The organism is Qipengyuania oceanensis, from assembly GCF_009827535.1.
Taxonomy (GTDB): domain Bacteria; phylum Pseudomonadota; class Alphaproteobacteria; order Sphingomonadales; family Sphingomonadaceae; genus Qipengyuania_C; species Qipengyuania_C oceanensis.
In genome coordinates this window covers 1,144,394-1,168,633 of record NZ_WTYN01000001.1, presented here as the reverse complement: position 1 = coordinate 1,168,633, position 24,240 = coordinate 1,144,394, and the positions used below count along the sequence as shown (strand labels likewise).

Sequence of the window (24,240 nt, the reverse complement as noted above, 5' to 3'; positions counted from 1 at the left end):
CTACTCGTAGACGCAGGAATCCAGCCCGTCACGCCGCACGACGCCGATCCGGGCGGAAATCGTGTTTCCGTGGCGCGCAAGCCAGCCGCGCGGGTTCTTTACCGAGCGTTCCTTGGGAAGCGGCAGGGCCGCCGCCATGCGCGCAGCCTCCAGCGGAGTAAGGCTGGCAGCGGAATGCCCGAAATAGCGCTGCGAGCCTGCCTCCGCGCCATAGGTGCCGATCCCGGTTTCCGCGACGTTGAGATAGACTTCCATGATCCGGCGCTTGCCCCAGATCCGCTCGATCAGGAAGGTGAACCACGCTTCCAGACCTTTGCGAAAATAGCCGCCGCCCTGCCACAGGAAGACGTTCTTCGCGGTCTGCTGGCTGATGGTCGATCCACCGCGGATTCGCCCGCCTTGCGCATTGCGCTTCATCGCGTTCTCGATCGCCTCTCGGTCAAAGCCGTCGTGGCTGCAGAATTTGCCGTCTTCTGCCGCGATCACCGCGCGCACGAGGTTGCGGTCGATGTCCGACAGCGGTTCCCAGTCCTTGGTGATGCCGTTGCCGTCCATCACCATCGTCGCGGTCACCGGGACGGGGACGAAGCGGTACAACACCGCCACTACCAGACTGGCGGCGACGAACAACAGGATGGCCTTGACGATCCAGGATAAGACACGCGTCATCGCCCGGTGGTTAGCCGGTTCGTCCGTGCTTGCAAGGGTTCGAAAGGCTTACGCCAGCGCGGGGCTGGGCAGCAGGCGCTCGGTCGCGATGCGGTGCATCGCCTTCTGCAGCTTCTCGAAGGCGCGAACCTCGATCTGGCGGATACGCTCGCGGCTGACGTCGTAGACCTGGCTCAGCTCTTCCAGCGTCTGCGGGTTTTCCGTCAGGCGTCGTTCGGTGAGGATGTGCTTCTCGCGCTCGTTGAGACTGTCCATCGCTTCGAGCAGCATGTCGTGGCGCACCTCGGCCTCTTCTGCATCGGCGACAAGCTCGTCCTGCAGCGGATTGTCGTCCTTCAGCCAGTCCTGCCATTCGCCCGAACCGTCTTCGCCGTTCCGCATCGGAACGTTCAGCGAGCCGTCGCCGCCCATCATCATCCGGCGGTTCATGTTGATCACTTCCTGCTCGGGCACGCCGAGATCGGTCGCGATCTTGGTCACGTCGTCGGGATGCAGGTCGCTGTCCTCGTAGGCGTCGAGGTTCTTCTTCATCCGGCGCAGGTTGAAGAACAGCTTCTTCTGGGCGGCCGTGGTGCCCATCTTCACCAGGCTCCACGAGCGCAGGATGTATTCCTGGATGCTCGCCTTGATCCACCACATCGCGTAGGTCGCGAGGCGGAAGCCGCGATCGGCGTCGAACTTCTTCACGCCCTGCATCAGGCCGACGTTCCCTTCGGAAATCAGGTCGGACACCGGCAGGCCATAGCCGCGGTACCCCATGGCGATCTTCGCCACGAGCCGCAGGTGCGAGGTCACGAGCTGCGCGGCAGCTTCGGGATCCTCGTGCTCCTCGTACCGCTTGGCGAGCATGTATTCCTGTTCGGCGGTGAGAATCGGGAATTTCTTGATTTCGGACATGTAGCGATTGAGACTCGCTTCGCCGCCCAGGGCGGGGACCGACATTCTGTTGTTATTGCTCACTATTACTCTGACCTTTCATGCGTCGACCTCGTTTGCGCGGACCCCTGTCGGGCATCCGGGCGTTCGGGCCACACTTTTCAATATAGGCGTTTTGGCGCGTTTTTGGAGCGCTATTCATCGATTTCAACGAGCGGATTCGTCGATCAGTTCCTGCATATCGGAAGGCAGTTCGGCCCGAAATTCGAGCCTTTCGCCGTTGACCGGATGGATGAAACCGAGCTCGGCGGCGTGGAGGGCCTGCCGGGCAAAGCCCAGCTCCTTGAGGAGGGGGCGAATCGGCGCTGGAGTGCGTCCATAGACAGGATCCCCTATTAGCGGATGACCTATTGACGCGCAGTGAACGCGGACCTGGTGGGTGCGGCCGGTTTCAAGGCGGCATTCGATCAGCGCGCAATGCGCGAGTCTTTTCAGCAACTTGTAATGCGTGACCGCGTGCTTTCCGCGCTTTGAATCGTCGGGCAGCACGGTCATCTTCTTGCGGTCGGCATCCGACCGGCCGAGGCGCGTCCTGATCGTGCCTTCCTGCGGGTTGGGGTGGCCCGCGCAGACCGCGAGATAGCGGCGATGGATCGAATGATCGGCGAACTGCTTGGCCAGCCCCTCGTGCGCGGCATCGCTCTTCGCGACCACCAGCAGGCCGGAGGTATCCTTGTCGATCCGGTGGACGATGCCGGGGCGTTCGACCCCGTTGATGCCGGACAGCTGCCCGCGGCAATGATGGAGGAGCGCGTTGACCAGCGTGCCGTCCCGATTGCCCGCTGCCGGGTGGACGACCATGCCTGCCGGCTTGTCGACCACAAGCAGGTGCTCGTCTTCGAAAACGATGTCGAGCGGGATGTCCTGCGGTTCGGTGTCGAGCGGCTCGGGCGGGGGCAGGGCGATGCGAAAATCGGATCCGGCCGCCACCTTTGCAGAGGCGCTGGCGGCAGTCTGGCCGGCGACGATCACCACGCCGTCGGCAATGAGGGTCTTGATGCGCTCGCGCGAGAGGGCCGTCGATTGCGCCAGCGCCTTGTCCAGCCGCCCCGCGGTCGCAATCGTGCCGGTGATGATTTCGCCATCGGACATGCTAGGGCCATGCGCGATGACCGTGGAACTCTCAAGCGAAGTTCGTGACGCTCTGCTGCTCGAAGCAGATCAGGCCCACCCGCGCGAATGCTGCGGGATCCTGCTCGGCGGGACGGAGGCGATCGACGGGCTGGTGAGTGCCCGCAACGTCCATTCTCTGCCCGAGACGCATTTCGAGATCGATCCGCAGGCGCTGGTCGACAATCACCGAACTGCACGGAGCGGCGGCCCGCAGGTCGTCGGCTATTATCATTCCCACCCCAACGGCCTTGCCGAGCCTTCCGCGACCGATCGCGCCAGCGCGGCGCACGACGGCAGCATCTGGGCGATCATCGCTCGCGGAAAGGTTTCGCTCTGGCGCGACGGGGATGACGGCTTCGCGCCGCTTCCCTATCGAATCCGGGAACGCTAAGGCCCCATGCATATGACATCTTCTACCGATCTCGCCGCCCTTCTCTGCTCGCGCCTGTGCCACGACATGCTCTCGCCTGTCGGGGCGCTCAACAACGGGCTCGAGCTGCTGGCCGACGAGCGGGATCCGGCCATGCGCGAGAATGTGATGGAACTTCTCGAGCAGAGCGCGCGGACCAGTGCCGACAAGCTCAAGTTCTTCCGCCTCGCCTTCGGTGCGGCCGGCGGTTTCGGCGACATGGTCGACAGCCACGAGCCCAAGGCGCTGATCGATGCGCTTGCTGCGGCGAACAAGCGGCTGGAAGTGAATTGGGCGTTGTCCGATGCACGGCTGCCCAAGCCCGCCGTTAAGGTGCTGCTGAACTTCGCCCAGATCGCGATGGACGCGCTGATCCGCGGCGGTACGCTCGATATCGGGGCGGAGATGCGGACCGACGGAGACCACGGCAATACGGAGATCGTGGTGCGCGCGGTCGGCCCAAAGATCGCTTTCGACGAGACGATCGGCAAGGCGCTCGACGGGACGCTTGCTCCGGGCGAATTGTCCAGCAGGACGGCGGCAGCCCACATGATCGCGCTGCTTGCAGAAGATTCGGGCGGCGGGCTGCAGTATCGGCTTACCCCGGATTCGCTGGTGCTCGGCGCGGTATTGCCCGCGCCCGAAGGCCTGATCGGCTAGCGCGGCATGGACGAACTGGTCCATCGCGAACAGCTCTCCCCCAACTGGGACGAGCGCGCGCTGCCGATCCAGATGGTCGTGCTGCATTATACCGAGATGAAGCCGGTCGAGACCGCCATCGACAAGATGTGCGATCCGCAAGCCAAGGTTTCCGCCCATTACTGCATCACCGAGGAAGGCGAGGTCGTGCGGCTGGTGCCCGAGGAAAAGCGCGCCTGGCACGCGGGGCTCAGCTACTGGCGCGGTCACAAGGACGTGAATTCCGCGAGCATCGGCATCGAGCTCGATCACCCCGGCCACGACGGCGGCTATCGCGGCTTTGCCGATGCGCAGTTCGAGGCGCTGGTCCCGCTCGTGGCGCGGATCGTGAAGCACTACGACATTCCGCGGGCCAACGTGGTCGGCCATTCCGATGTCGCGCCCGCTCGCAAGATCGATCCGGGCGAGCTGTTCCCGTGGGACCGGCTGGCGGAATACGGGCTGTGCCTGCCGCGCCCTGACAAGCTGGAACTTGGCGATCCGTTCGACAACGACGCGGCCTTCTACCTCGCGCTGGAACGCTTCGGCTACGACATCACCGACGGGTTCAAGGCAGTGGAGGCCTTCCAGCGGCGCTGGCGGCCGGAAAAGATCGATGGCCAGATCGACGGCCAGATCCGCGCGATCCTGTACCAGTTGCTGCTCGATCGCGACCGCGGGATGACCCGCTAGCAACTCCCTGCGGGCCCCCGCGTCCGGGCGGAGCGGGCGTGTGCGTCCTGACCTTGTCCGCGCTTGCTGGCCTTTTCCCCGTATTCGCTGTATTCTCGCGTGCAGGGGTCGCGTTTCTCGGGGGGAGAAAAGCGAATGGCGACCCATGCCCAACAAACGATACCGACCGGTGCGGACGATGATGCCGGATCGTTGACCGCCTTCATCGACCGGTGGATCTACGTGTTCATGGCGGTGTTGCTCATCGCCATAGTGCTCGTGGGCTTCGTTCCCGATTCCATGCAGAAGGTTGCAGCGGTCTCCGCAGGGCAACGGCCACCATTCCCGATGGCAATGCACGTCCATGCGGTTCTCATGGGCACATGGATGCTTCTCCTGCTTGCGCAGACATCGCTTATGGCGACCGGGCGCAAGTCGATGCACATGCAGCTGGGCGTGATCGGCATGTTCCTCGCGCCTGCACTCGTGGTGGCGGGCGTATTCCTGGTGCCGGCGAACATCCAGGCATTCACCGCCTTCTCGGCATCGGCCTCGGCAGAGGTCCAGGCGCAGACCGCTGGCTTCATGCAGTTCATGACGAACATCGCCCTCATCCAGTTGAGGGCGGGGCTCTGCTTCCTGGTGCTGGCCGGCCTCGCGCTGGCGATGAGGAAGCGGGATTCCGAGCTGCACAAGCGGCTGATCATCCTGGCTACCATCGTCCCGATGCCTGCGGCTTTCGACCGGATGCCATTCCTCTGGCACACGCTTCCGGAATCCCCGCTGACTGTCGAATTGTGGCCGCTGGTCGCGATCGCTCCGATGTTTGCCTGGGATCTGTATCGCAGGCACAGCATCCATGCTGCCTACTGGATCTACGCCATCGTGATGGTCCCGACTGCCCTCGTCGTGAGCATGTTGTGGAGTTCGGACTGGTGGATGAATACCGGTGGCGCTCTCATCGGGGTTCCGTCCTGAATGATGGGAGAAGGGCAACTCGCGCCGTCGGCGGGCATTGTCCCGCTTCCCATAATTCCGGTCGTCCGATATACCGCGCCTCGCCAGGGGGCCGGGCAGCCGCGGGTGCTTTGCACGCGAGGAAAGTCCGGGCTCCACGAAACAAGGGTGGCGGGTAACGCCCGCCCGGCGAGGTCTTCGGGCCGAAGCCGAGGGAAAGTGCCACAGAGAGTATACCGCCGATGGCGCCTAAAGCGCACAGGCAAGGGTGAAAGGGTGCGGCAAGAGCGCACCGGGGGGCTGGCAACAGCTCCCGCATGGCAAACCCCACCCGGAGCAAGGCCGAATAGGGGCGGCGCGCCAGCTTGCTGGCAGATACGTTTCGTATCGACCGCCCGGGTTGGCTGCTGGAGCCGTGGAGCGATCCACGGCCTAGATGAATGGCTGCCCCCGCGGCGCTGATGTGCGAGCATATCGGCCGCGGGACAGAACCCGGCTTACAGGCCCCCTGGCACTCGCACTTTTGTCAGACCGTCACTCGGTGACTTCGAGACCTTCGAACGGGCGGCACGCCTCGTTCATCTCGTCCGAGTGCAGGTGGACCTTCATCATCGGGTTGGCCTTGCTCCAGTCGGTCGCCGGGTCGTCGCGCACCATGCACAGCGCGCGCCAGGCAATGGGCAGTTCCTCGAGCTGGTCGGTCCCGGGCAGACCTTCGATCAGGACCGGTCGGCCCGCGTATTCACCGGTCGCGAAGCCGACGAACTTGGTTTCGACTCCGCGGATGTGGATCCGGTCGCTGCCCGGATCGACCCGCGTGAAACTGTCGAGCGATACCGAAAAGGCCAGCGCGGTCGACACGACCAGCGTCAGGACGAGCGCGGCCATCGTCGCGATCACGGTCCATTTCGCGACCGGGTTGTCGAGTCCTTCGGATTCGTCGCCGTCGATTGCCATCACTGTCTTCCTTGCGCCCTGGCCCGGAAGTCGGGCCGGCTCGGTCGCGGCCCTGTACCGCCAAAGCGCGGCAAGAAAAAGGGGCCGCGTCCTGCGACGCGACCCCATTTCTGCTCGACCGAGGCGTGGCTCGATCAGAACGACCAGTTCAGCGACACGTTCGCCTGGCGCGAACTCAGCTCGCCGCGGCCGAAATCGGAAGTCAGACTCAGCTGCGTGCTGAAATCATCCGAGATTTCGAGGCTGGCCCCTGCGTTGACCGCGACCCAGTCCGTATCGAGCTGGCGGGCGATGCTGAACGGCAGGTCGTCCGCGCCCACGAAGGAGGCGGTGACCAAGTCCTGGCTGTCACCCAGTTCGCGCGCATAAGCGAGCGAACCGAAGGCCGTGAGCTTGCTCTTCTGGCCGAGCTTCATGTCGAGCGCGCCCATCGCGCCGACCTTCGCCCCGAGCGAGGTAAAGGTGCGGTCATGTACGTCCAGGCCGAACGTGCCTGCACCGTATTCGCGGTAGCCGCCGAGCTGCGAACGCACGTAATCGAGCGAAACGACCGGTCCGATCATTGCGCCGCGAGCCGGCTTGAAGGCGTAGCCCGCGCGGATGCCCGCCATCGACTGCTTGCCGTCGGCAAGACCCATCGCGCTGGCGAACTCCTCGGTAAGATCGCCCTGTGCCTCGCGCGAGAGGCCGAAGCGCTGGTCCGCAAAGCCGACGTAGGCATCGGCGAAGCCGGCGCCGAAGCTGGCCGAACCGTAACCGGCGACGGAGGTGCTCTGGTTGGGCCGGGCCTGCAGTGCCGCAGTGGTGGCTGCACCATCCCGGACGCTGCTCACCGCCATGCCGAAGCTCACGCTATCGCTCAGCTTGTAATCGGCGCCGAGCGTCAGTTCGCCGGCCTGCGAGAAGGTCGCCTCCTCGAAAGCCTTCGTTCCGGTGTTGCGCTCGCGGCCCTGCGTCAGGAACGAGCCGCTGACGGAACCGAAGTAGCCGAGCTTGCTGGCTTCACCCGGCGCCGTGCCGGCCTGCGCGAAGCTGGCCGATCCGTAGCTGGAAAACCCGGCTGCCGCACGGCCGTCGCCCCGCAGCGCGAGAGTGCGCTGGGAGAGCTGGCCGGCAAAGCGCATGGCGAAATTGGTCGCCGTGGCACTCTGGGCAAAGCCGCTCACCGGGGTCAGCCCGCTCAGCGTCGCGCCGAACTGGTCGAAACCGGCATTGTCGACGGCCTGGAACAGGCCGCGATAATTTGCGTAGCGGCCGCTCGTGCGCAGCGTGTCGAGCGTGGTGCCGAGCGAAGCGAGCGAGCTGTTCGCCCCGACCAGGCGGGCGATCGAGTGGGCTTTCACCTCGACCTGCACGCTGTCGGCATTCACGATCTGCTCGAAGTAGATCACCGGCGAATTGACGAAGGATTGAACCGCGTCGAACTGCCCGTCGATGCCATTCGCTTCAAGCACGGTGTAACGCGTGCCGTAATCGAACTTGGCATTGCCGAGGCTCGATACGCCGAGCAGACCCGCGATGCTGGCGAACCCGTTGACCTGCAACAGGTCGGACGGGTTGCCCTTGCCCTTGGGCTTGACGTCCACCAGCAGTGCGCCGCCGGATGTCTGCACGTAATCGCCGTTGATGGTCAGCGTGCGGATGTTCTGGATAGCGCCGGGCGACACCGCTCCGGCGATGTTGAAGAAGGCGTTCGAATTGATCGTTCCGCTTCCGCCGATCAGGCCTCCGGCAAGATAGACGCCCGGCGTGTTGAGCGTGCCATCGATCATGGAGATGCCGTCCCAATGTTCGACATCGATCACGCTGGTGAAGGAGTACGGCGCTTCGATGCGAATGCCGCCGTCGCGATTATCGACGACCAGCTTGTCGATTTCGACATCCATGTCGACCGTGGTGGTGCCGGGGCGATTGAGATGAACCTCGAAGTACTGCGCCGGATTGGCGAAGGATACACCGGGCGTTCCATCGGTGTTGTTAGGCACGAAGCCGGTCGAACCGGGCCCGAGCAGGACCGAGCTTTCGGGCGTCAGCGAGCCGATCCCGAAGAAGACGCCGTCCGGCGGCAGGATCAGGCTGCCCTCGGGATTGCCTGAGATGTCCACGCCAAGCACGGTGCCGAGCTTCGGGCCGCTCGCGTAGATGCCGGGCTCCGAACCCTGCGGCAGGCCGTTGACCAGCGTCCCCGTGCCATCGTCGATGAAGAAGCCTGGATCGAGATCCTGGGTCCAGCGAGTCGGGTCGGACCACAGGCCGTCACCCGCTGCCGCGGAGACATACTTGTAGGCAGTGTTTTCCGAGATGAACTCGAAGAACGGATAAAGCGGATTATAGAAGCTGATGTCGCCATAGGTGTTGGTCAGTCCGATGCCGCTCAGATCGGTGCCGGGGTAAGTGATCCCGCCGCTCAGCACGGCAACGGCGACCTGGCGATCGTACAACTGGTCGACGATCAGCGGGGATCCGCTGTCGCCTGGAGCGGTCGCAGCCTCATTGGGCAGTGCGTCGCCATCGAACCAGTCGGTAGCGAGAATGTCTCCGACATACTGGCACTCGGCACCGTTGCCGTTGAAAACGCAGCCGTAGCCACCGGGCTCCGTATCGCCAGGACGGGTGATCAGGTCGCGATCGGGCCAGTCGAAATCGGTGAAGTAATAGACCTGCGAAAGATCTGCATTGGGTGCGGAGTTTGCATAGACGACGTCAGTGATGTCCTGGAAATTGGCGACGGCACCGAGCATGTTCTCGCCGACGCGGCGCAGGAGCGAACTTCCCGTTGTGCCCCCGCCAAATGCGTCTCCGAAAGTTCCGTACCCGACCTGTACCACATGAGCCAGCTCGGTCAGCGGGCTCAGGAGCAGATCCATGGTCGGAATGTCGGTGATCGGCGTGTCGAGCGCGATCAGCGCCACGTCCGCCCAGGGGAAGGGTAGGCCGACTTCATCTTCGTTAGCGGTCGAGTGAATGATGACATCGGTGCTCGATGCAACGCCGCCTTCGGCATAATTGGAGCCGAAGTCGATATACTCGAATACGCGGCCCGCTGTGTAGAACCCGGTGCCGATCAGCATCGTGCGGGCCGCACCCGTTTCCCGCAAGCCGTAATCTTCGGAACTCAGGCTGTTGACGCAGTGGGCAGCCGTGATGACCGTGCGAGGATTGATCAGCGTGCCGGTGCAATTGAGGAAGACCCCGCCATCCGAATTACGTTGGCTGAACAGCTGAACCACTGACGGTTGGGTGTCGCCGACATCGACGAATCCGGCCCCGTTTGGATTAATGTCGTCGCGCGAAATAAGCCGCGGCTCGATCCGCGGACCGTTGCCCTGGATGCTGACGATACCGGCTTCGGCACGCAAAGTCGCGAGATCGAGCGCCGGTTCGATCTGCTGCATGGCGTCGGTCGCCACGTCGAAACTTCCGGTGAAGCCGGCGAAGGTTCCCCGCGCCTCGAGCGAGACTTCCTGTTCGCTCTCATCCTCGTTGGCGAAGGCAGGCGTTGCGGCGAGTGCTGCCGCGAGCGCGCCGAAAGCGGCGGTTCGAAAATATTTCTGCTTGATCATTTCAGTCCCCGAAAATGATCGCGCGCTCCCTCGAGCACGCGAGAGTGTGGCTTGAAGCAGGTATGTGCGCGAGGATGGTTGCGTCCCGACACGATCCGCCCCTCCAGGCGAATCCCCCTGCCACCTTCATTCCGAATCACTGCGGGCGCGTCAAGCGCTGGCCTGTGCAATAATCGGGCCAGCTAACTCGAAAGTATGACTAATCTCGGGGACCCGGCGGCCCGGGACCCTCGTCAGGCCCTGCCGACGCTGACGTATTCGAACCCGGCCGCGCGTGCGTCTTCGGGGACATAGACGTTACGCAGGTCGACCAGCACCGGCGACTTCGCGAGATCCTTCACGCGTACCAGGTCGAGCGCACGAAAGGCGTCCCACTCGGTCACGATCACGATCGCGTCGGCACCTTCGATCGCGCCGTAGGCACTCTCGCACATGGTGACGTGGGGCATCAGCGGTGCTGCGAGCTCCATCCCTTCCGGATCGTAAGCGGCCACTTCCACGCCTGCGTCCGCCAGCGCCTGCGCAATCGCGATGGCGGGCGAATCGCGCATGTCGTCGGTATTGGGCTTGAAGGTCAGGCCGAGCAGCGCGGCCTTCTTGCCGCGCGCCGCCTCCATGCCGCCCAGCGCATCGATGACCTTGCGGCCCATCGCACGCTTGCGGCTCTCGTTCACCTTGACGACCGATTCGACGATCCGGACCGGGCTGTCGTAGTCCTCGGCGGTCTTCAACAGCGCGAGCGTGTCCTTGGGGAAGCACGATCCGCCATAGCCGGGCCCGGCATGGAGGAATTTGGGACCGATGCGGTTGTCCATGCCGATCCCGCGGCTGACGTCCTGCACGTCGGCTCCGACCTTTTCGCACAGGTCCGCCATCTCGTTGATGAAAGTGATCTTCGTCGCGAGAAAAGCGTTGGCGGCGTATTTGATCAGTTCGGCCGAGCGGCGCGAGACGAAAAGAAGGGGCGACTGGTTGAGAAACAGCGGGCGATAGACCGTCTGCATGATCTCGCGGCCGAAATCGTCCTCCGCGCCGACGACGATCCGGTCAGGCCGTTTGAAATCGCCGATCGCCGCGCCTTCGCGCAGGAACTCGGGATTGGACACGACGGAAAAGCGGTGTCCGCGCTCGCTGGTAACGCCGCTGTCGGCAAGAATCCGTTCGACCTCGTCGCCGGTGCCGACAGGTACAGTCGACTTGGTGACGATCACCGCGTCATTGGCGAGCGATGCGCCGATTTCGCGCGCGACGGCATGGACGAAGGAGAGGTCCGCATGGCCATCGCCGCGACGGCTCGGCGTGCCGACTGCGATGAAGATTGCCGAGGCGCCGCGGATGGCCTCGGCAAGGTCGGTGGAGAACGTCAGGCGACCTGCCTCGACATTGGCAGCGACCAGTTCGGCGAGGCCCGGCTCGTAGATCGGCATGACGCCATCGTTCAGCCGGTCGATCTTGGCGGCATCCTTGTCGATGCACACGACGTCGTGACCGAAGTCTGCAAAGCAGGCGCCGGAGACCAGGCCGACATATCCCGATCCCACCATTGCGATCTTCATGAAACGAGGTCCTCTTTCTCTATCGTGATTTCGCCGTGGGTTTCGACGGCCGCAATCGTGCGCCGTGTCTGACCGTCGAGCACCAGAGCGGTCAGGCGACCACTTTCGTACGCGCCTGTATCGATGCCGATCCGCATCCCGCAATCCTCGATCCGGTCGAAAATCGTGTGGCCGTGCACGATCACGTGCGAATAAGGACCTTCGTAACGCAGGAATCGCTGGCGGATCCACAGCATGTCGCGGCGCGACTGGTCGTCGATCGAGCGCGAAGGATCGACGCCTGCATGGACGAACGCGTAATCGCCCGCGACCACCTTTTCCTCGAAGCCGGCAATGAAATCGCGGTCGGCCTGCGGGACGATCTCGTGCAAGCGCTCGAACAGGTCCTCGATGCTCAGCGAATTGTATTCATCGCGCGGCAGGCCGTAGCTCAGGATCGTCTCGCGCCCGCCATATTTGACGAAATGCTTGAGCACTTCGGGATCCTCGAAGGAATCGAGGAACATTTCCTCGTGATTGCCGGCCAGGATCAGAACCTTGCGCCGGGCCTGCAACGCCCGGGCCCGCGCGATCACGCCGGCACTGTCCGGGCCGCGATCGATGAGGTCGCCGAGGAGGACGATGACCGTGTCGGCGGAGGGCGCGGCGGCATCGTCGGCCTCGATGGCATGGACGAGCGCTGCAAATTGCGCATCGCAGCCGTGAATGTCGCCGACGACGTAATAACGCGTGCCATCGGGAGTCGACGGCAACTTGCGGGCGGATTTCGCCTGGAACAGTTTCTTGAGCGGTTGGAACATGGTCATCGCAAACGATCGGGCGCTAGGCTTGTGCCGCGCGCATAGTCGCATACCCCCTGCCGGGCAATGCATTGCCCGATCGTGAACCTGTCGCGATCCAACCACTGTGATGCGAAAATTCAACACTCGGCGGGGCAAATGAAAACTTTGCGCAACAAACCTTGTGCATTGCAGCAAAGTGGTTCACATTTGTTGCGTCTTTGCCAGGGACGTCCGCCAAAAAAAGAGGCGCCCGGCAAAACGCAGGTGGGACGAAGCGACAACAAATAAGGAAGTTTGTCATGCTCACGTCCATCCGCGGCATCACTGCTGCGACTATTGCTTTCTCCACTTTCGCCGTTGCCGCGCCCGCCATGGCGCAGGACACCGATCCGCCCAGCGACATCGAGGTTTCGGGCAATGTTGCCCTGGTCACCGATTACCGCTTCCGCGGCGTGTCCCTGTCGGCCGGCGATCCCGCGATCCAGGGTGGCATCGACGTCACGCATTCGAGCGGCTTCTATGTCGGCACCTGGGCGAGCTCGATCGAGGGCGGCAGCGCCTATGGCGAGATGGAGCTCGACATCTACGGCGGCTGGAGCGGCGATGTCGCCGAGGGCGTCGCGCTCGATGTCGGCCTGCTTTATTACATGTATCCGACCGACGGCGGTGACGACGGCACCGGCCTGATCGTCGATGACTACAACGTCAACTACTGGGAACCCTACGCGTCGATCACCACGACTCTCGGCCCGGCAGAAGCGACCTTCGGCGTCGCCTACGCATGGGATCAGGCATCGCTCGGCGATGAAGACAACCTCTACGTCTATACCGATCTGGGCGCGAGCATCCCGAACACGCCCATCTCGCTGAGCGCGCACCTCGGCTACACCGACGGCGTCCTGGCACCGCCGCTGCTTGCGGGCACGCTCGACGATACCGGTTTCGACTATTCGATCGGCGCGAGCGCCACGATACTCGGCGGGCTGGAAATCGGCGTTTCCTACATCGGTGTCGATGGACCGTCGATCGACGGCTTTACCGACGACACGGTCGTAGCGACTCTCGCCTTCAGCTTCTGATCCGTTCCAAACGGGAGAAATTGGGGGGAACGGGGGGTCGGTCGTCGAACGGCCGGCCTCCTTTTTTTGGTGTCGTCACCGCCCCGTGCCTGCGCTAGGCAGGGCGCATGACCAAGTATCTCCACTCCATGATCCGCGTGTCCGACCCGGATGCGACAGTCGATTTCTTCAAGCTGATCGGGCTCGAGGAAGTGCGGCGTTTCGATGTCGAACAGGGCCGCTTCACGCTCATCTTCCTTGCGGCACCGGGGCAGGAAGGGGTTGCCGAGGTCGAATTGACCTATAACTGGCCGCCCGAAGACGGCAGCGCCGCCGAAGTCTACGACGGCGGACGCAATTTCGGGCATCTCGCCTACCGGGTCGAGAACATCTACGAGACCTGCCAACGCCTTGCCGATGCCGGTCACACCATCCATCGCCCGCCGCGCGACGGGCACATGGCCTTCGTCAAGTCGCCGGACGGCATCTCCGTCGAACTGCTCCAGGACGGCCATCTCGAGCCGCAGGAACCCTGGGCCAGCATGGAAAATACCGGCAGCTGGTAAGCCCGATCGTCGCCCCGCCGCCGGCGAGGCCGATTTTTCGGCGATTTTCGTCCGGTTCTCGTTGACCTCGCGATTCGGTTCCGCTTCGGTATCCGGGACCGAGGAAACGGGGACAGGTCTGCATCATGCCTGCTTGCAGGAACATCAAATGAGGTCGGTATTCGGTCTGGCAGTTGCCTTGGCAGCTTTCTGGATGGCCAATTCCGGCTATCTGAAGCCGATGCTGCTCGGCTTCGGCGTGGTTTCGATCGTGATCGTGATCGCCATCGTCAAGCGGATGGAGGCGCATGACGGCGAACGCTTTCCGCTGTTCGTTCCGAGCCTGCGCCTGCCCGGCTACCTCGTCTGGATGATCGGCCAGATCATCGCTTCCAACATCGATGTCGCCAAACGCGTCTGGCTTGGGCGCAAGTCGCTCAGCCCGACGATCCTGACCGTTCGGGCAGAGGCGAAATCGGATGTCGGCAAGGTGCTGTACGCCAATTCGATCACCATGACGCCGGGGACAGTGACGCTGTTCGTGCATGACGACACCTTCGAGGTCCATGCGCTCACCGAGGCCGGAGCCGAGGAGTTGGGTCGCGGTGTCATGGGCCGCAAGGTCGCGGCGCTGGAGCAGGGCTGACCCATGTTTCTCGCCGCATCGCTCGCCGTTCTTTCGATCATGGTGCTCGCCCTGGCGCGAGCGTTCCTGGGTCCCACGCTGTTCGACCGCATCCTCGCGATCAACATGTTCGCGACCAAGACGGTGCTGCTGGTCTCGATCATCGGCGTCATGGCGTCGAACGCGTCGTTCATCGATGTCGCGCTGGTCTACGCCCTGATCAACTTCATCAGCATCTTGGCGGTGCTGCGCTTCTTCGAATTCAATGAGCGCAACCTCGACGAGACAGAGCCGGCGGAGGATGCGCGATGAACCTGATCCTTGATATCGCGAGCTGGGCCTGCATCCTGGTCGGCGGCTTTTTCGGCCTGACTGGTGCGATCGGCCTGTTCCGCTTCCCGGATTTCTTCACCCGGATGCATGCGGCCAGCATCACCGACACCTTGTGCCCCGGGCTGATCATCCTTGGCCTGATGCTGCAGGGCCAGTCGCTGATGATGGTCCTGAAACTCGGCATGGTCCTACTGATCCTCGCCTATTCCGCGCCCACCACGGCGCATGCGCTCGCGAAGGCCGCGCGCAAGGAACAGCGCAAGTTCGACAGCCTCGCCAAGGGAGACGAGCGATAGATACCCTCATCAGCATATCCCTGCTGACGATGCTGGTCGCGACCGCGCTGTCGACGATCTTCGTGCGCGACCTGTTCGCCGTGATCATGCTGTTCGGCATCTACAGCCTGCTGTCGGCAGCGCTGTTCCTCGACCTAGATGCACCCGACGTGGCCCTGACCGAGGCGGCGATCGGCGCCGGGATCGCGCCCATCCTGATGCTCGGCACGCTGGCGCTGGTGCGCCGGATACCCCATTCGACACCCAAGGTGCGCAAGCCCGTTCGCAAGGTCATCGTCCCGCTGCTCGCGGTCGGGCTGACCGGTGCGGCGCTGATCTACGCGACTTTCGACATGCCCGCCTTCGCCGACCCGATGGCCGCGCCGCATAACCACGTCGCGCCGCGATATCTCCAGCAGTCGGTCGACGAGATCGACATTCCCAATGTCGTCACTTCGGTGCTAGCGAGCTATCGCGGCTTCGATACGCTTGGCGAGGTTTTCGTGATCTTTACCGCCGGGATCGGCGTGCTCGCGCTGCTGGGCTCGCTCGAAAAGCACCGTGGCGAGACATACTGGCAGTTTTCGGACACCTCGAGCTTGCGGCACCACACGGTACTGCACGTCGTCTCCAAGATCCTTGTACCACTGATCCTGCTCTACGCGCTCTATGTCCAGTTCCACGGCGACTACAGCCCCGGCGGTGGTTTCCAGGCAGGCGTGATCTTTGCCGCGGCATTCATCCTCTACACGATGATCTACGGGCTCGAACTGGCGCACAAGGTGATCGTGCCCAAGGCGTTGTTCATCGCCATGGTGATCGGCGTGCTGCTCTATCTCGGCACTGGCATCGCCACGCTGTCGATGGGCGGCAATTTGCTCGATTACGACGTGCTTGCGGCCGATCCGATCGCCGGCCAGCACATCGGCATCATCGTCATCGAACTGGGCGTCGGCATCTGTGTCGCCAGCGTGATGATCGCGGTCTTCCTCAGCTTCGCCGGCCATGCGGTGCACAGCGCGCAGGACGGTCATGCCGGCGAGAAGCCGGCCGAAGGGGAGGGCGCCGCATGACGACCGTCCTTGGCCTGTTCAACTACTGGGTCGTCGTGGTGCTGATGATGGTCGGTTTCTACGTACTGATCTCGGCCGGAAACCTGATCAAGAAGATCATCGGGCTGAACATCTTCCAGACCTCGGTCTTCTTCCTCTACATCAGCATGGGCAAGATCGAGGGCGGCATCGCCCCGATCCTGGAAGACGGGGTGGAGGTGTATGCCAATCCCCTGCCGCAGGTCCTGATCCTGACCGCGATCGTGGTTGGCGTGGCGACGACCGCGCTGGGCCTGGCGCTGGTCGTCCGCATCAACGAGGCCTATGGCAGCATCGAGGAAGACGACATCCAGCGCATGGATGGCGGGATGGACGGCGAGCCGTGATGCAGTCGATCATCGCCAACCTGCCTGCATTGCAGATCGTGATCGCGCTGGCCTGCGCGCCGCTGTGCTTCATCTTGCGTGTGCGTGGCCTGCCGTGGCTCATCGCCTTCGTCGCGAGCCTCGGCACGCTGGCGGTATCGACTCTCCTGTTTGTGCAAACCTCGAACGGCGCGGTCGTCTCCTACGGTATGGGCGGGTGGGAGCCGCCCTACGGCATCGAATTCCGGGTCGATCGGCTCAACAGCCTGATCCTGTTGCTGGTCTCGTCGATGGCGGCGATCACGCTGGTCTTCGCCCGGGCGAGCGTTGCACGCGAGATCCGCGCTGCCGGCCAGCCGATCTTCTTTGCCGCCTTCCTGCTGTGCCTTGCGGGCCTGCTCGGCATGGCGATCACCGGCGATGCGTTCAACCTGTTCGTCTTCCTCGAGATATCCTCGCTCTCGACCTATCTGCTGATCAGCTACGGCAACGACCGGAGGGCGCTCAGCGCGTCGTTCCAGTATCTCGTGCTCGGGACGATCGGTGCGACAATGCTGCTGATCGGCATTGGCTTCCTCTACATGATGACCGGCACGCTCAACATGGCGGACCTCGCCGCGCGCCTGCCCGCTGTCATGGACACCAACACGGTGCGCGCCGCCTTCGCCTTCATCGTCATCGGGCTGAGCATCAAGATCGCCCTGGCGCCACTGCATATCTGGCTGCCCGGCGCCTATGGCTACGCGCCGTCGGTCATCTCGATCTTCCTTGCAGCGACGGCGACCAAGGTCGCGCTCTACGCTCTCATCCGCTTCGTCTTCACGATCTTCGGGGTCGATTTCGCCTTTGCCGAAATGCCGCTGCAGCCGATCCTCGTGACGCTCGCCTCGCTAGCCGTGATCGGAGGGTCGATCCTGGCGATCACGCAGCGGAGCATCAAGCACCTGCTCGCCTATTCCAGCGTCGCACAGATCGGTTACATGGTGCTGGGCATCGCGATGGTCAGCGCGGCAGGCGTCGCCGCCGGCGTGCTGCACATGGTCAACCACGCCATCATCAAGGCCTGCCTGTTCATGGCGGTCGGCTGCGTTTTCTATCGCAAGGGCAGCGTCTCGCTCGACGCCTTCCGGGGGCTGGGCAAGACGATGCCCTGGACGATGGGCGCCTTCGTGATCGGCGGGCTGTCGCTGATCGGCGTGCCGCTAACGGCGGGGTTCGTCAGCAAGTGGTACCTGATCCTCGCCGCGCTCGATCGCGGAATGATCGGCATATTCATCGTCGCCGTGATCCTGATCGGATCGCTGCTTTCGATCGCCTATGTCTGGCGCGTGGTAGAGGCGGCATACTTTACCGAACCCGAAATAGCGGGTCGTAACGAGGCGCCGATGGCGCTGCTGGTGCCGACCTGGGCGCTTGCGCTCGCGACAATCTGGTTCGGCCTGCAGACGAGCTTCACCGTCAACGCGGCAGCCGGCGCGGCGCAGGCCGTGATGGGTGGCGGCTGATGGGCATGACGGCCGACACGATCCTGCTGCTCGCAGTCGCCCTGCCGATCGTGGGTGCATTGCTGGTGCGCCTGACCGGCAGCAGTCCCAATCTGCGCGAGGGCGTAACGCTCGCCACCGGCGCGGCGACCTTTGCCATGGTGCTGCAACTGCTGTTCGCGCTGTGGGGCGGGGCGAGCCCTGCCGTTACGCTGTTCCAGCCCTTGCCGGGTCTCACGCTTGCCTTCCGGCTCGAGCCGCTGGGAATGATCTTCGCGCTGATCGCCAGTTTCCTGTGGATCGTCACCTCGATCTACGCGATCGGCTACATGCGCGGCGCGAAGGAGGAGAACCAGACCCGCTTTTACATGCTGTTCGCGCTGGCGATCGCCTTTGCGCTGGGCATCGCCTTTGCCGGAAACCTGCTGACCCTGTTCGTTTTCTACGAGCTGCTGACCCTGTCGACCTATCCGCTGGTGACGCACAAGGGCACCGAGGAAGCGCGGCGGGGCGGACGCATCTATCTCGGCATCTTGCTCAGCACCTCGATCTTCTTCTTCCTGCCGGCACTGATCTGGACCTACCACGTTGCCGGCACGCTGGACTTTACCGCCGGCGGCCTGCTCGCCGACAAGATCTCCGGCCCCGCTGCCGGACTGCTGCTGGTGCTGTTCTTCTTCGGCGTCGGCAAGGCGGCGCTGATGCCGTTCCATCGCTGGCTCCCGTCGGCGATGGTCGCACCTACTCCGGTCAGCGCGCTGCTGCACGCGGTCGCCGTGGTGAAGGCGGGTGTTTTCACCCTGCTCAAGATTTCCGTTTACGTGTTCGGCTTCGACTTGCTCCAGACGCTCGAGGCGCGCGATTTCCTGCTGTATCTGGCCGGCGCAAGCGTGCTGATCGCCTCGCTGATCGCGATGACGAAGGACAATCTGAAAGCGCGGCTTGCTTATTCGACGGTGGCCCAGCTCGGCTATGTCACGCTCGGCGCGCTGCTGGCGGTCGAAGCGGGCGCGATCGGCGGGGCGCTCCAGATCGCGATGCACGCATTCGGCAAGATCACGCTCTTCTTCTGCGCGGGCGCGATCTACGTGGCGACCAAGAAGACCGAGATCAGCCAGATGGACGGGCTCGGGCGAGCCATGCCGTGGACGATGGCGGCTTTCTTCATCGGTTCGCTCAGCATCATCGGCCTGCCGCCGACAGGCGGCACATGGGCCAAGTGGTACCTGATGCTAGGCGCGATGGAGACCGGATACCTCGTGCTGATGGGCGTGTTGATGCTCAGCTCGCTGCTCAACATCGCCTATCTGCTGCCGATCCCGATCCGCGGTTTCTTCCCGCGCGATCGCACGGCACCGGCAGCGGCATTCGGCGAGGCCCCGCTGGCCTGCCTGATCGCCATCGGCGTGGCAGCGACCGGTTGCCTGCTGCTGTTCGCCTTCCCGCAAGGCGTGTACCACCTGGCCGAACTTGGAGTGCGACAGTGAGCGACGACCGCGAGCACGGCGCCGCCGAAGCGCCGGGCTTCTTCGAGAAGCCGGAAAACATCAGGATGATCCTGCGCGTGTTCTACGTGCTGTGCGCGGTGCTGGTCGCGGCGGATTTCGTCATCCATCGCCACGTCTATCACCCGTGGGAGAACCTGCCCGCCTTCTACGCGATCTTCGGCTTCGTCGCCTGCGTCGTGCTGGTCCTGATCGCGACGCAGATGCGCAAGGTGCTGATGCGCGACGAAGACTATTACGATGACGATCGCGATCACGGCGGGGCACGCGATGACTGAGCTGCACCCCGCCCTGCTGTTCTTCCTCGCTGCGATCCTGGCGGGTGGCCTGCGCGGATACCTGCGCAACGCGGTAATGCTGCTGGTCCCGATCATCGGGGCCTGGCTGCTCTACCAGGCGGGCGAGGGCACGAGCCACCAGCTGGCGTTCCTCGGTTACTCGCTGGAACCGCTGCGGATTGACCGGCTCAGCATCCTGTTCGGTTACCTCTTCCACCTCGCAGCCTTCATCGCGGTCATCTTCTCGCTGCATGTGCGCGACACGGTGCAACACGTCTCGGCGATGGCCTATATCGGCGGCGCGCTCGGCGCGGTGTTCGCCGGCGACCTGCTGACCCTGTTCCTCTTCTGGGAGATCATGGCAGTCAGCTCGACTTTCCTGATCTGGGCGCGGCGGAGCGACCGGTCCTATGGCGCGGCGATGCGCTATCTCGTCATCAACGTGCTGTCGGGCGTCCTGCTGCTCGCCGGTGCGCTGTTCGTCTTCGGCGATACCGGCTCGCTGGCCTTCGGCGAGATCGGCCTTGTGGGCTGGGGCGGCTGGCTGATCTTTGCCGCTTTCGGCATTAAATGCGCTTTCCCTTTCGTGCACAACTGGCTGACTGATGCCTATCCGGAATCGACCCCGACTGGCACGGTGTTCCTCAGCGCCTTCACCACCAAGGTCGCGGTCTACGCTCTGGCGCGGGGATACCCGGGGACCGAGCTGCTCGTCTGGATAGGCGCGGCGATGACCTGTTTCCCGATCTTCTATGCGGTGATCGAGAACGACCTGCGCCGCGTGCTCGCCTATTCGATGATCAACCAGGTCGGGTTCATGGTCGTCGGCATCGGGATCGGCACGGCGCTGGCGATCAATGGCGCGGTCGCGCACGCCTTTAACGACGTGATCTTCAAGGGCCTGCTGTTCATGGCGATGGGGGCGGTGCTGCACGTCACCGGCCGGATGAACGGCTCCGACCTCGGCGGGCTGTACAAGAAAATGCCGCTGACCACGATCTTGTGCATCGTCGGTGCCGCCTCGATCTCGGCCTTTCCGCTGTTCAGCGGTTTCGTGAGCAAGTCGATGGTGATGAGTGCCGCGCTCGAGGAAGGCTATGGCTGGGTCTGGCTGTGCCTGCTGTTTGCTTCTGCAGGCGTGTTCCACCACGCGGGCATCAAGATCCCCTATTTCGCGTTCTTCGCGCATGACGCGAAGATCCCGGCGAAGGAGCCGCCGGTAAACATGCTGCTGGCGATGGCGCTGTCGGCAACGCTGTGCATCGCGATCGGGGTCTATCCGCAAGCGCTCTATTCGCTGCTGCCTTACGAGGTGGACTATTCCGCCTACGACACGACGCATGTGCTGGCGCAGCTGCAGCTGCTGTTCTTCTCGGCACTGGCCTTCGTCTGGCTCAACCTGCGCGGGCTCTATCCGCCCGAACTGCCATCGACCAACCTCGATTTCGAATGGGTCTATCGCAAGGTCCTGCCCTCGGGGGCGCTGGCTGCCGGACGGGCGTTCTCGCGCGGCTGGAGCGTGGTGATGGGCGGTCTGGCGAAGCTGTTCGGCGAACAGTTCCTCGGCGGTCTCGCGCGCAGCAGGATGCCCGACGGCATGCTCTTTACCGCCCGCCCGATCGGCAGCACCGTGCTGATCACCGCGGTGCTGCTCTGCCTCTACCTGGTGATGTCCTACCTTTACTGACGCGGCGCTGGCGGCGGACATTCGACGTCGTTGCCAGACGACATAGGTATTGATACGCAGTCCCCAACAGGGGAGCACGCAGTTGACGGTATTCGGGTTGACGCCGGGCGAATGGTTCGTGCTCGTCCAGCACGAATTGCTGCTGTTCGCCGCTTTCTTCTTCCTCTTCGGCGCAATCGACGAATTCGCGGTCGACCTGTCCTGGATCTGGCTGAAGCTTACGGGGCGGACCCGTTCGCCGCAGATCGGCCACGAACTTCACCGCGACCTGCCGCTCGATGGCGACGCGGCCGTCTTCCTTCCGGCATGGCAGGAAGAGGAAGTCATCGGCTCGACCATTGCGCACTTGCTGCAGTCGTGGCCGCAGCGCCAGCTTCGCCTGTATGTCGGATGCTATCCCAACGATCGCGGGACGCTGGAAGCGGCGATGAAGGCGGCCTCGGGCGATCCGCGCGTTCGTATCGTGATCCAGGACGAGCCCGGACCCACGACGAAAGCCGGTTGCCTCAACCGCCTCTATGCTTCGCTGTGCGAAGATGAGCGCCGTTCGGGCCGCAGCGTGCAGATGGTCGTCCTCCACGATGCAGAGGACCTGGTCGATCCGATCGCCTTGCCGCTGCTCGATCGGGCGCTCCAGAGCGTCGATTTCGTGCAGCTGCCGGTGGTGCCGCTGCCGCAGGCCGGCTCGCGCTGGGTGGGCGGCCATTATTGCGAGGAATTCGCCGAGGCGCATGGCAAGGCCATGGTCGTGCGCGATGCGATCGGCGCGGCGCTTCCGGCGGCCGGAGTAGGTTGCGCGATCGCGCGCGCGGTGCTCGGCGAGCTTGCGCGGCAGGACGCAGCCGGCAATCCGTTCGATGCGTCGGCGCTGACCGAGGATTACGAGCTGGGCCTCAGGGTCGCGGAACTGGGTGGCCGAAGCCGCTTCCTGCGCCTGCGCGATCACAACGGCAGGCTGATCGCCACCCGATCGTACTTCCCGGCGACTCTCGAGGCGGCCGTGCGGCAGAAGACCCGCTGGCTGCACGGCATCGCCTTCCAGGGGTGGGAGAACATGGGCTGGGGCAATTCCGCGGGCGAGGCCTGGATGCGGCTGCGCGACCGCCGCGGCCCGGTCGGCGCGCTGCTCTTGTTCATCGCTTATCTCTTGCTGGCAATGGCCGGGGTGACCTTCGCGCTCGAACTCTTCGGGCTGGTGCCGGAAATCGAACTGTCGAGCGGACTGAAGCTGCTGCTCTGGATCAACCTCGCGATGGTCGGCTGGCGGGCTCTGTGGCGTTTCGGGTTCACGACCGCGGTCTACGGCTGGAAGCAGGGCGTGATGGCGGTGCTGCGCATTCCGGTATCCAATGTCATCGCCATCATGGCTGCGCGCCGCGCCATGACCGCCTATCTGCGCTCGCTCGCCGGCGATGCGCCGCGATGGGACAAGACCTCGCATGACCGGCACCCCGCGGCTTTCCCGGCCGCGCTTGACGCCGAGACGCTGCGTGTGCCGAAGGCGCTGAGCCTGTGACCGCGCCGCGCAACAAGCGCCGGGGGCAGCCGCTCCTGGTATACGGGCTGCTGATCGCGGGATGGATCGTTGTGCGGACGGGCTTCTGGGACTCGCCGCTTCCCGAGCGGACGGCACCGCGAGATAGCGTTCCGACGCTTGCCGCAAAGGAAGACCTTCATTCTCCGGCGCGTCCGCAGCATGAGACGCGAGCCATGGCCGGTTGGGATTTGCAGGCGCACAGCGCGACCGATCTGCCATCGGGCAATGCCCTGCTGCCGGAACTCAATCCCGTCGAACGTGGGCCGCTGGCACCGGTCGATCGCGCTCCGCTTCCCCCTGAAGTGCCCGTTGCGGGATCGAGGATGGAACAGGGAATGGGTTCGCAGCAGCCGTTCGCCGCTGGCGAAGTGGCTGCCGGCCACCAGTTGCTGTGGCTTGCTGCGATGGCCCGGCTCCCGGTGCCGCGTGACGTTGCGGCTGCCGCTGGCGCGCAACGACAGGCTGCGCCGAACTCATGGCTTCCGCTTGCCCGGCAACGCGGGCAGCGGCGCTGGTCGCTCGACGCGTGGGTATTCCTGCGAGAGGGGTCCGGAGCGGCGCCGGTCGCGGCTGGACTGCAACCGAGCTACGGCAAGAGCCAGCAGGGTGCTGTCGTGCGCTATCGTCTCGCCGATGCAGGTGGACGCACTCCCGGCCTTTACGCGCGCTATACCCGCGCGCTTGCCGGCGCGCGCGAGACCGATGTGGCGGCCGGCCTGTCGGCGAAACCCTTCGCTGGCTTCCCGCTGACCGCGCATGCCGAAATCCGCGCGACCCGCGTTGCCGGCAGCACCGAATTGCGCCCGGCGGCCTTCGTGACCACGGGCGTCCATCGCGACGTGCCGCTCGGTTTCCAGGTTCGCGGTTACGCGCAAGCCGGATGGGTCGGAGGCGACTATGCGACGGCCTTCGTCGACGGCCAGATCGTCGCCGACCGCGAAGTGGCGGCTTTCGATCTCGGCAACACCCGCGGCGGGTCGCTGCGAGTGGGCGGTGGAGCATGGGGCGGCGCGCAGACAAACGCGGAACGATTCGACGTCGGACCCAGCGCAAGCCTCGTCGTCCCGGTTGCCGATGCCCCGGTCCGGCTGTCGGTCGATTACCGTTTCCGCGTTTTGGGCGATGCCGAACCGGACAGCGGTGTTGCCGTAACGCTATCGACCGCATTTTAGCGACGCATCCGGCGTCAAGCCCGCTACCATCC

24 protein-coding genes and 1 other RNA gene are annotated in these 24,240 nt (G+C 64.1%); 18 read left to right on the top strand and 7 right to left on the bottom strand.

From position 1 onward, the window contains the following. From mtgA to GRI48_RS05645, 3 genes are all read right to left on the bottom strand, one after another. The gene (gene mtgA / locus GRI48_RS05655) at positions 1-669 is read right to left on the bottom strand and encodes a monofunctional biosynthetic peptidoglycan transglycosylase (protein ID WP_160672627.1); all 669 of its coding nucleotides are present in this window, start codon (positions 667-669) and stop codon (positions 1-3) included. Positions 670-717: 48 nt separating this feature from the next. Further along, positions 718-1,611: an RNA polymerase sigma factor RpoH gene (rpoH, locus tag GRI48_RS05650; protein WP_160672624.1), complete on the bottom strand. Its 894-nt coding sequence runs from the start codon at positions 1,609-1,611 to the stop codon at positions 718-720. A gap of 141 nt (positions 1,612-1,752) precedes the next feature. Continuing rightward, positions 1,753-2,697 (bottom strand): RluA family pseudouridine synthase, encoded by a 945-nt coding sequence (locus GRI48_RS05645; protein WP_160672621.1) that lies wholly within the window; start codon positions 2,695-2,697, stop codon positions 1,753-1,755. Positions 2,698-2,713: 16 nt separating this feature from the next. Between GRI48_RS05645 and GRI48_RS05640 the strand changes: the two genes are divergently transcribed. From GRI48_RS05640 to rnpB, 5 genes are all read left to right on the top strand, one after another. Further along, positions 2,714-3,109 carry a M67 family metallopeptidase gene (locus tag GRI48_RS05640; RefSeq protein WP_160672618.1) on the top strand — a complete coding sequence of 132 codons (396 nt, stop codon included), beginning with the start codon at positions 2,714-2,716 and terminating at the stop codon, positions 3,107-3,109. A 12-nt stretch (positions 3,110-3,121) separates the two neighbouring features. Beyond that, a complete protein-coding gene (locus tag GRI48_RS05635) occupies positions 3,122-3,787 on the top strand; it encodes a histidine phosphotransferase family protein (protein WP_160672615.1) in 666 nt (221 codons plus the stop codon). A 6-nt stretch (positions 3,788-3,793) separates the two neighbouring features. Then, complete coding sequence (locus tag GRI48_RS05630; RefSeq protein ID WP_160672612.1) at positions 3,794-4,498, top strand: N-acetylmuramoyl-L-alanine amidase; 705 nt, start codon at positions 3,794-3,796, stop codon at positions 4,496-4,498. 135 nt (positions 4,499-4,633) lie between these two features. Next, positions 4,634-5,455 (top strand): hypothetical protein, encoded by an 822-nt coding sequence (locus GRI48_RS05625; protein ID WP_160672609.1) that lies wholly within the window; start codon positions 4,634-4,636, stop codon positions 5,453-5,455. An 83-nt stretch (positions 5,456-5,538) separates the two neighbouring features. Further along, positions 5,539-5,950, top strand: an RNA gene (gene rnpB / locus GRI48_RS05620) — RNase P RNA component class A. Positions 5,951-5,968: 18 nt separating this feature from the next. Here the strand turns inward: rnpB and GRI48_RS05615 are convergent. The 4 genes from GRI48_RS05615 to GRI48_RS05600 all read right to left on the bottom strand — a co-directional run bounded on the left by GRI48_RS05615 (position 5,969) and on the right by GRI48_RS05600 (position 12,316). Beyond that, complete coding sequence (locus GRI48_RS05615; protein ID WP_160672605.1) at positions 5,969-6,391, bottom strand: hypothetical protein; 423 nt, start codon at positions 6,389-6,391, stop codon at positions 5,969-5,971. Positions 6,392-6,525: 134 nt separating this feature from the next. Continuing rightward, positions 6,526-9,954: an autotransporter domain-containing protein gene (locus tag GRI48_RS05610; RefSeq protein WP_160672602.1), complete on the bottom strand. Its 3,429-nt coding sequence runs from the start codon at positions 9,952-9,954 to the stop codon at positions 6,526-6,528. 233 nt (positions 9,955-10,187) lie between these two features. Continuing rightward, on the bottom strand, positions 10,188-11,510 hold the full coding sequence (locus tag GRI48_RS05605) for a UDP-glucose dehydrogenase family protein (RefSeq protein ID WP_160672599.1): 1,323 nt from the start codon (positions 11,508-11,510) through the stop codon (positions 10,188-10,190). Next, positions 11,507-12,316: a metallophosphoesterase gene (locus tag GRI48_RS05600; protein WP_337190774.1), complete on the bottom strand. Its 810-nt coding sequence runs from the start codon at positions 12,314-12,316 to the stop codon at positions 11,507-11,509. The genes GRI48_RS05605 and GRI48_RS05600 overlap by 4 nt, the downstream gene beginning before the upstream one ends. Before the next feature lie 275 nt (positions 12,317-12,591). On the opposite strand from GRI48_RS05600, the gene GRI48_RS05595 reads away from it, so the two are divergent. The 13 genes from GRI48_RS05595 (at position 12,592) to GRI48_RS05535 (ending at position 24,208) form a co-directional block, all read left to right on the top strand. After that, entirely contained in the window at positions 12,592-13,371 is a 780-nt protein-coding gene (locus tag GRI48_RS05595; RefSeq protein ID WP_160672596.1) for a TorF family putative porin, read from the top strand. A 107-nt stretch (positions 13,372-13,478) separates the two neighbouring features. After that, entirely contained in the window at positions 13,479-13,916 is a 438-nt protein-coding gene (locus tag GRI48_RS05590; RefSeq protein WP_160672593.1) for a VOC family protein, read from the top strand. Positions 13,917-14,064: 148 nt separating this feature from the next. Next, positions 14,065-14,541, top strand: coding sequence for a Na+/H+ antiporter subunit E (locus GRI48_RS05585; RefSeq protein WP_160672590.1), 477 nt, complete (start codon positions 14,065-14,067; stop codon positions 14,539-14,541). Positions 14,542-14,544: 3 nt separating this feature from the next. Next, positions 14,545-14,832 (top strand): MrpF/PhaF family protein, encoded by a 288-nt coding sequence (locus GRI48_RS05580; protein ID WP_160672587.1) that lies wholly within the window; start codon positions 14,545-14,547, stop codon positions 14,830-14,832. Then, the gene (gene mnhG / locus GRI48_RS05575) at positions 14,829-15,149 is read left to right on the top strand and encodes a monovalent cation/H(+) antiporter subunit G (protein ID WP_160672582.1); all 321 of its coding nucleotides are present in this window, start codon (positions 14,829-14,831) and stop codon (positions 15,147-15,149) included. The genes GRI48_RS05580 and mnhG overlap by 4 nt, the downstream gene beginning before the upstream one ends. After that, entirely contained in the window at positions 15,146-16,201 is a 1,056-nt protein-coding gene (locus GRI48_RS05570) for a DUF4040 domain-containing protein (RefSeq protein WP_160675435.1), read from the top strand. The genes mnhG and GRI48_RS05570 overlap by 4 nt, the downstream gene beginning before the upstream one ends. Then, on the top strand, positions 16,198-16,566 hold the full coding sequence (locus GRI48_RS05565) for a cation:proton antiporter subunit C (protein WP_160672579.1): 369 nt from the start codon (positions 16,198-16,200) through the stop codon (positions 16,564-16,566). Before GRI48_RS05570 ends, GRI48_RS05565 begins: the two co-directional genes overlap by 4 nt. Continuing rightward, complete coding sequence (locus tag GRI48_RS05560) at positions 16,566-18,050, top strand: monovalent cation/H+ antiporter subunit D family protein (RefSeq protein ID WP_202389187.1); 1,485 nt, start codon at positions 16,566-16,568, stop codon at positions 18,048-18,050. The genes GRI48_RS05565 and GRI48_RS05560 overlap by 1 nt, the downstream gene beginning before the upstream one ends. Then, the gene (locus tag GRI48_RS05555; protein WP_202389186.1) at positions 18,050-19,516 is read left to right on the top strand and encodes a monovalent cation/H+ antiporter subunit D family protein; all 1,467 of its coding nucleotides are present in this window, start codon (positions 18,050-18,052) and stop codon (positions 19,514-19,516) included. Before GRI48_RS05560 ends, GRI48_RS05555 begins: the two co-directional genes overlap by 1 nt. After that, positions 19,513-19,812, top strand: a complete 300-nt coding sequence (locus tag GRI48_RS05550) for a hypothetical protein (RefSeq protein ID WP_202389185.1) — start codon at positions 19,513-19,515, stop codon at positions 19,810-19,812. The genes GRI48_RS05555 and GRI48_RS05550 overlap by 4 nt, the downstream gene beginning before the upstream one ends. Then, positions 19,805-21,499 (top strand): Na(+)/H(+) antiporter subunit D, encoded by a 1,695-nt coding sequence (locus GRI48_RS05545; RefSeq protein WP_160672576.1) that lies wholly within the window; start codon positions 19,805-19,807, stop codon positions 21,497-21,499. Before GRI48_RS05550 ends, GRI48_RS05545 begins: the two co-directional genes overlap by 8 nt. 82 nt (positions 21,500-21,581) lie before the next feature. Continuing rightward, positions 21,582-23,015: a glycosyl transferase family protein gene (locus GRI48_RS05540; RefSeq protein WP_160672573.1), complete on the top strand. Its 1,434-nt coding sequence runs from the start codon at positions 21,582-21,584 to the stop codon at positions 23,013-23,015. Then, the gene (locus GRI48_RS05535) at positions 23,012-24,208 is read left to right on the top strand and encodes a hypothetical protein (RefSeq protein ID WP_160672570.1); all 1,197 of its coding nucleotides are present in this window, start codon (positions 23,012-23,014) and stop codon (positions 24,206-24,208) included. Before GRI48_RS05540 ends, GRI48_RS05535 begins: the two co-directional genes overlap by 4 nt. Positions 24,209-24,240: the final 32 nt, after the last annotated feature.

Coding starts and splice junctions, on each gene's coding strand:
- GRI48_RS05545 (WP_160672576.1), top strand. CDS start 19,805: ATGACTGAGCTGCACCCCGCCCTGCTGTTCTTCCTCGCTGCGATCCTG.
- GRI48_RS05555 (WP_202389186.1), top strand. CDS start 18,050: ATGGGCATGACGGCCGACACGATCCTGCTGCTCGCAGTCGCCCTGCCG.
- GRI48_RS05600 (WP_337190774.1), bottom strand. CDS start 12,316: ATGACCATGTTCCAACCGCTCAAGAAACTGTTCCAGGCGAAATCCGCC.
- GRI48_RS05640 (WP_160672618.1), top strand. CDS start 2,714: ATGACCGTGGAACTCTCAAGCGAAGTTCGTGACGCTCTGCTGCTCGAA.
- GRI48_RS05560 (WP_202389187.1), top strand. CDS start 16,566: ATGCAGTCGATCATCGCCAACCTGCCTGCATTGCAGATCGTGATCGCG.
- GRI48_RS05585 (WP_160672590.1), top strand. CDS start 14,065: ATGAGGTCGGTATTCGGTCTGGCAGTTGCCTTGGCAGCTTTCTGGATG.
- mtgA (WP_160672627.1), bottom strand. CDS start 669: ATGACGCGTGTCTTATCCTGGATCGTCAAGGCCATCCTGTTGTTCGTC.
- rpoH (WP_160672624.1), bottom strand. CDS start 1,611: ATGTCGGTCCCCGCCCTGGGCGGCGAAGCGAGTCTCAATCGCTACATG.
- GRI48_RS05630 (WP_160672612.1), top strand. CDS start 3,794: ATGGACGAACTGGTCCATCGCGAACAGCTCTCCCCCAACTGGGACGAG.
- GRI48_RS05635 (WP_160672615.1), top strand. CDS start 3,122: ATGACATCTTCTACCGATCTCGCCGCCCTTCTCTGCTCGCGCCTGTGC.
- GRI48_RS05645 (WP_160672621.1), bottom strand. CDS start 2,697: ATGTCCGATGGCGAAATCATCACCGGCACGATTGCGACCGCGGGGCGG.
- mnhG (WP_160672582.1), top strand. CDS start 14,829: ATGAACCTGATCCTTGATATCGCGAGCTGGGCCTGCATCCTGGTCGGC.
- GRI48_RS05565 (WP_160672579.1), top strand. CDS start 16,198: ATGACGACCGTCCTTGGCCTGTTCAACTACTGGGTCGTCGTGGTGCTG.
- GRI48_RS05625 (WP_160672609.1), top strand. CDS start 4,634: ATGGCGACCCATGCCCAACAAACGATACCGACCGGTGCGGACGATGAT.
- GRI48_RS05590 (WP_160672593.1), top strand. CDS start 13,479: ATGACCAAGTATCTCCACTCCATGATCCGCGTGTCCGACCCGGATGCG.
- GRI48_RS05595 (WP_160672596.1), top strand. CDS start 12,592: ATGCTCACGTCCATCCGCGGCATCACTGCTGCGACTATTGCTTTCTCC.
- GRI48_RS05610 (WP_160672602.1), bottom strand. CDS start 9,954: ATGATCAAGCAGAAATATTTTCGAACCGCCGCTTTCGGCGCGCTCGCG.
- GRI48_RS05615 (WP_160672605.1), bottom strand. CDS start 6,391: ATGGCAATCGACGGCGACGAATCCGAAGGACTCGACAACCCGGTCGCG.
- GRI48_RS05580 (WP_160672587.1), top strand. CDS start 14,545: ATGTTTCTCGCCGCATCGCTCGCCGTTCTTTCGATCATGGTGCTCGCC.
- GRI48_RS05605 (WP_160672599.1), bottom strand. CDS start 11,510: ATGAAGATCGCAATGGTGGGATCGGGATATGTCGGCCTGGTCTCCGGC.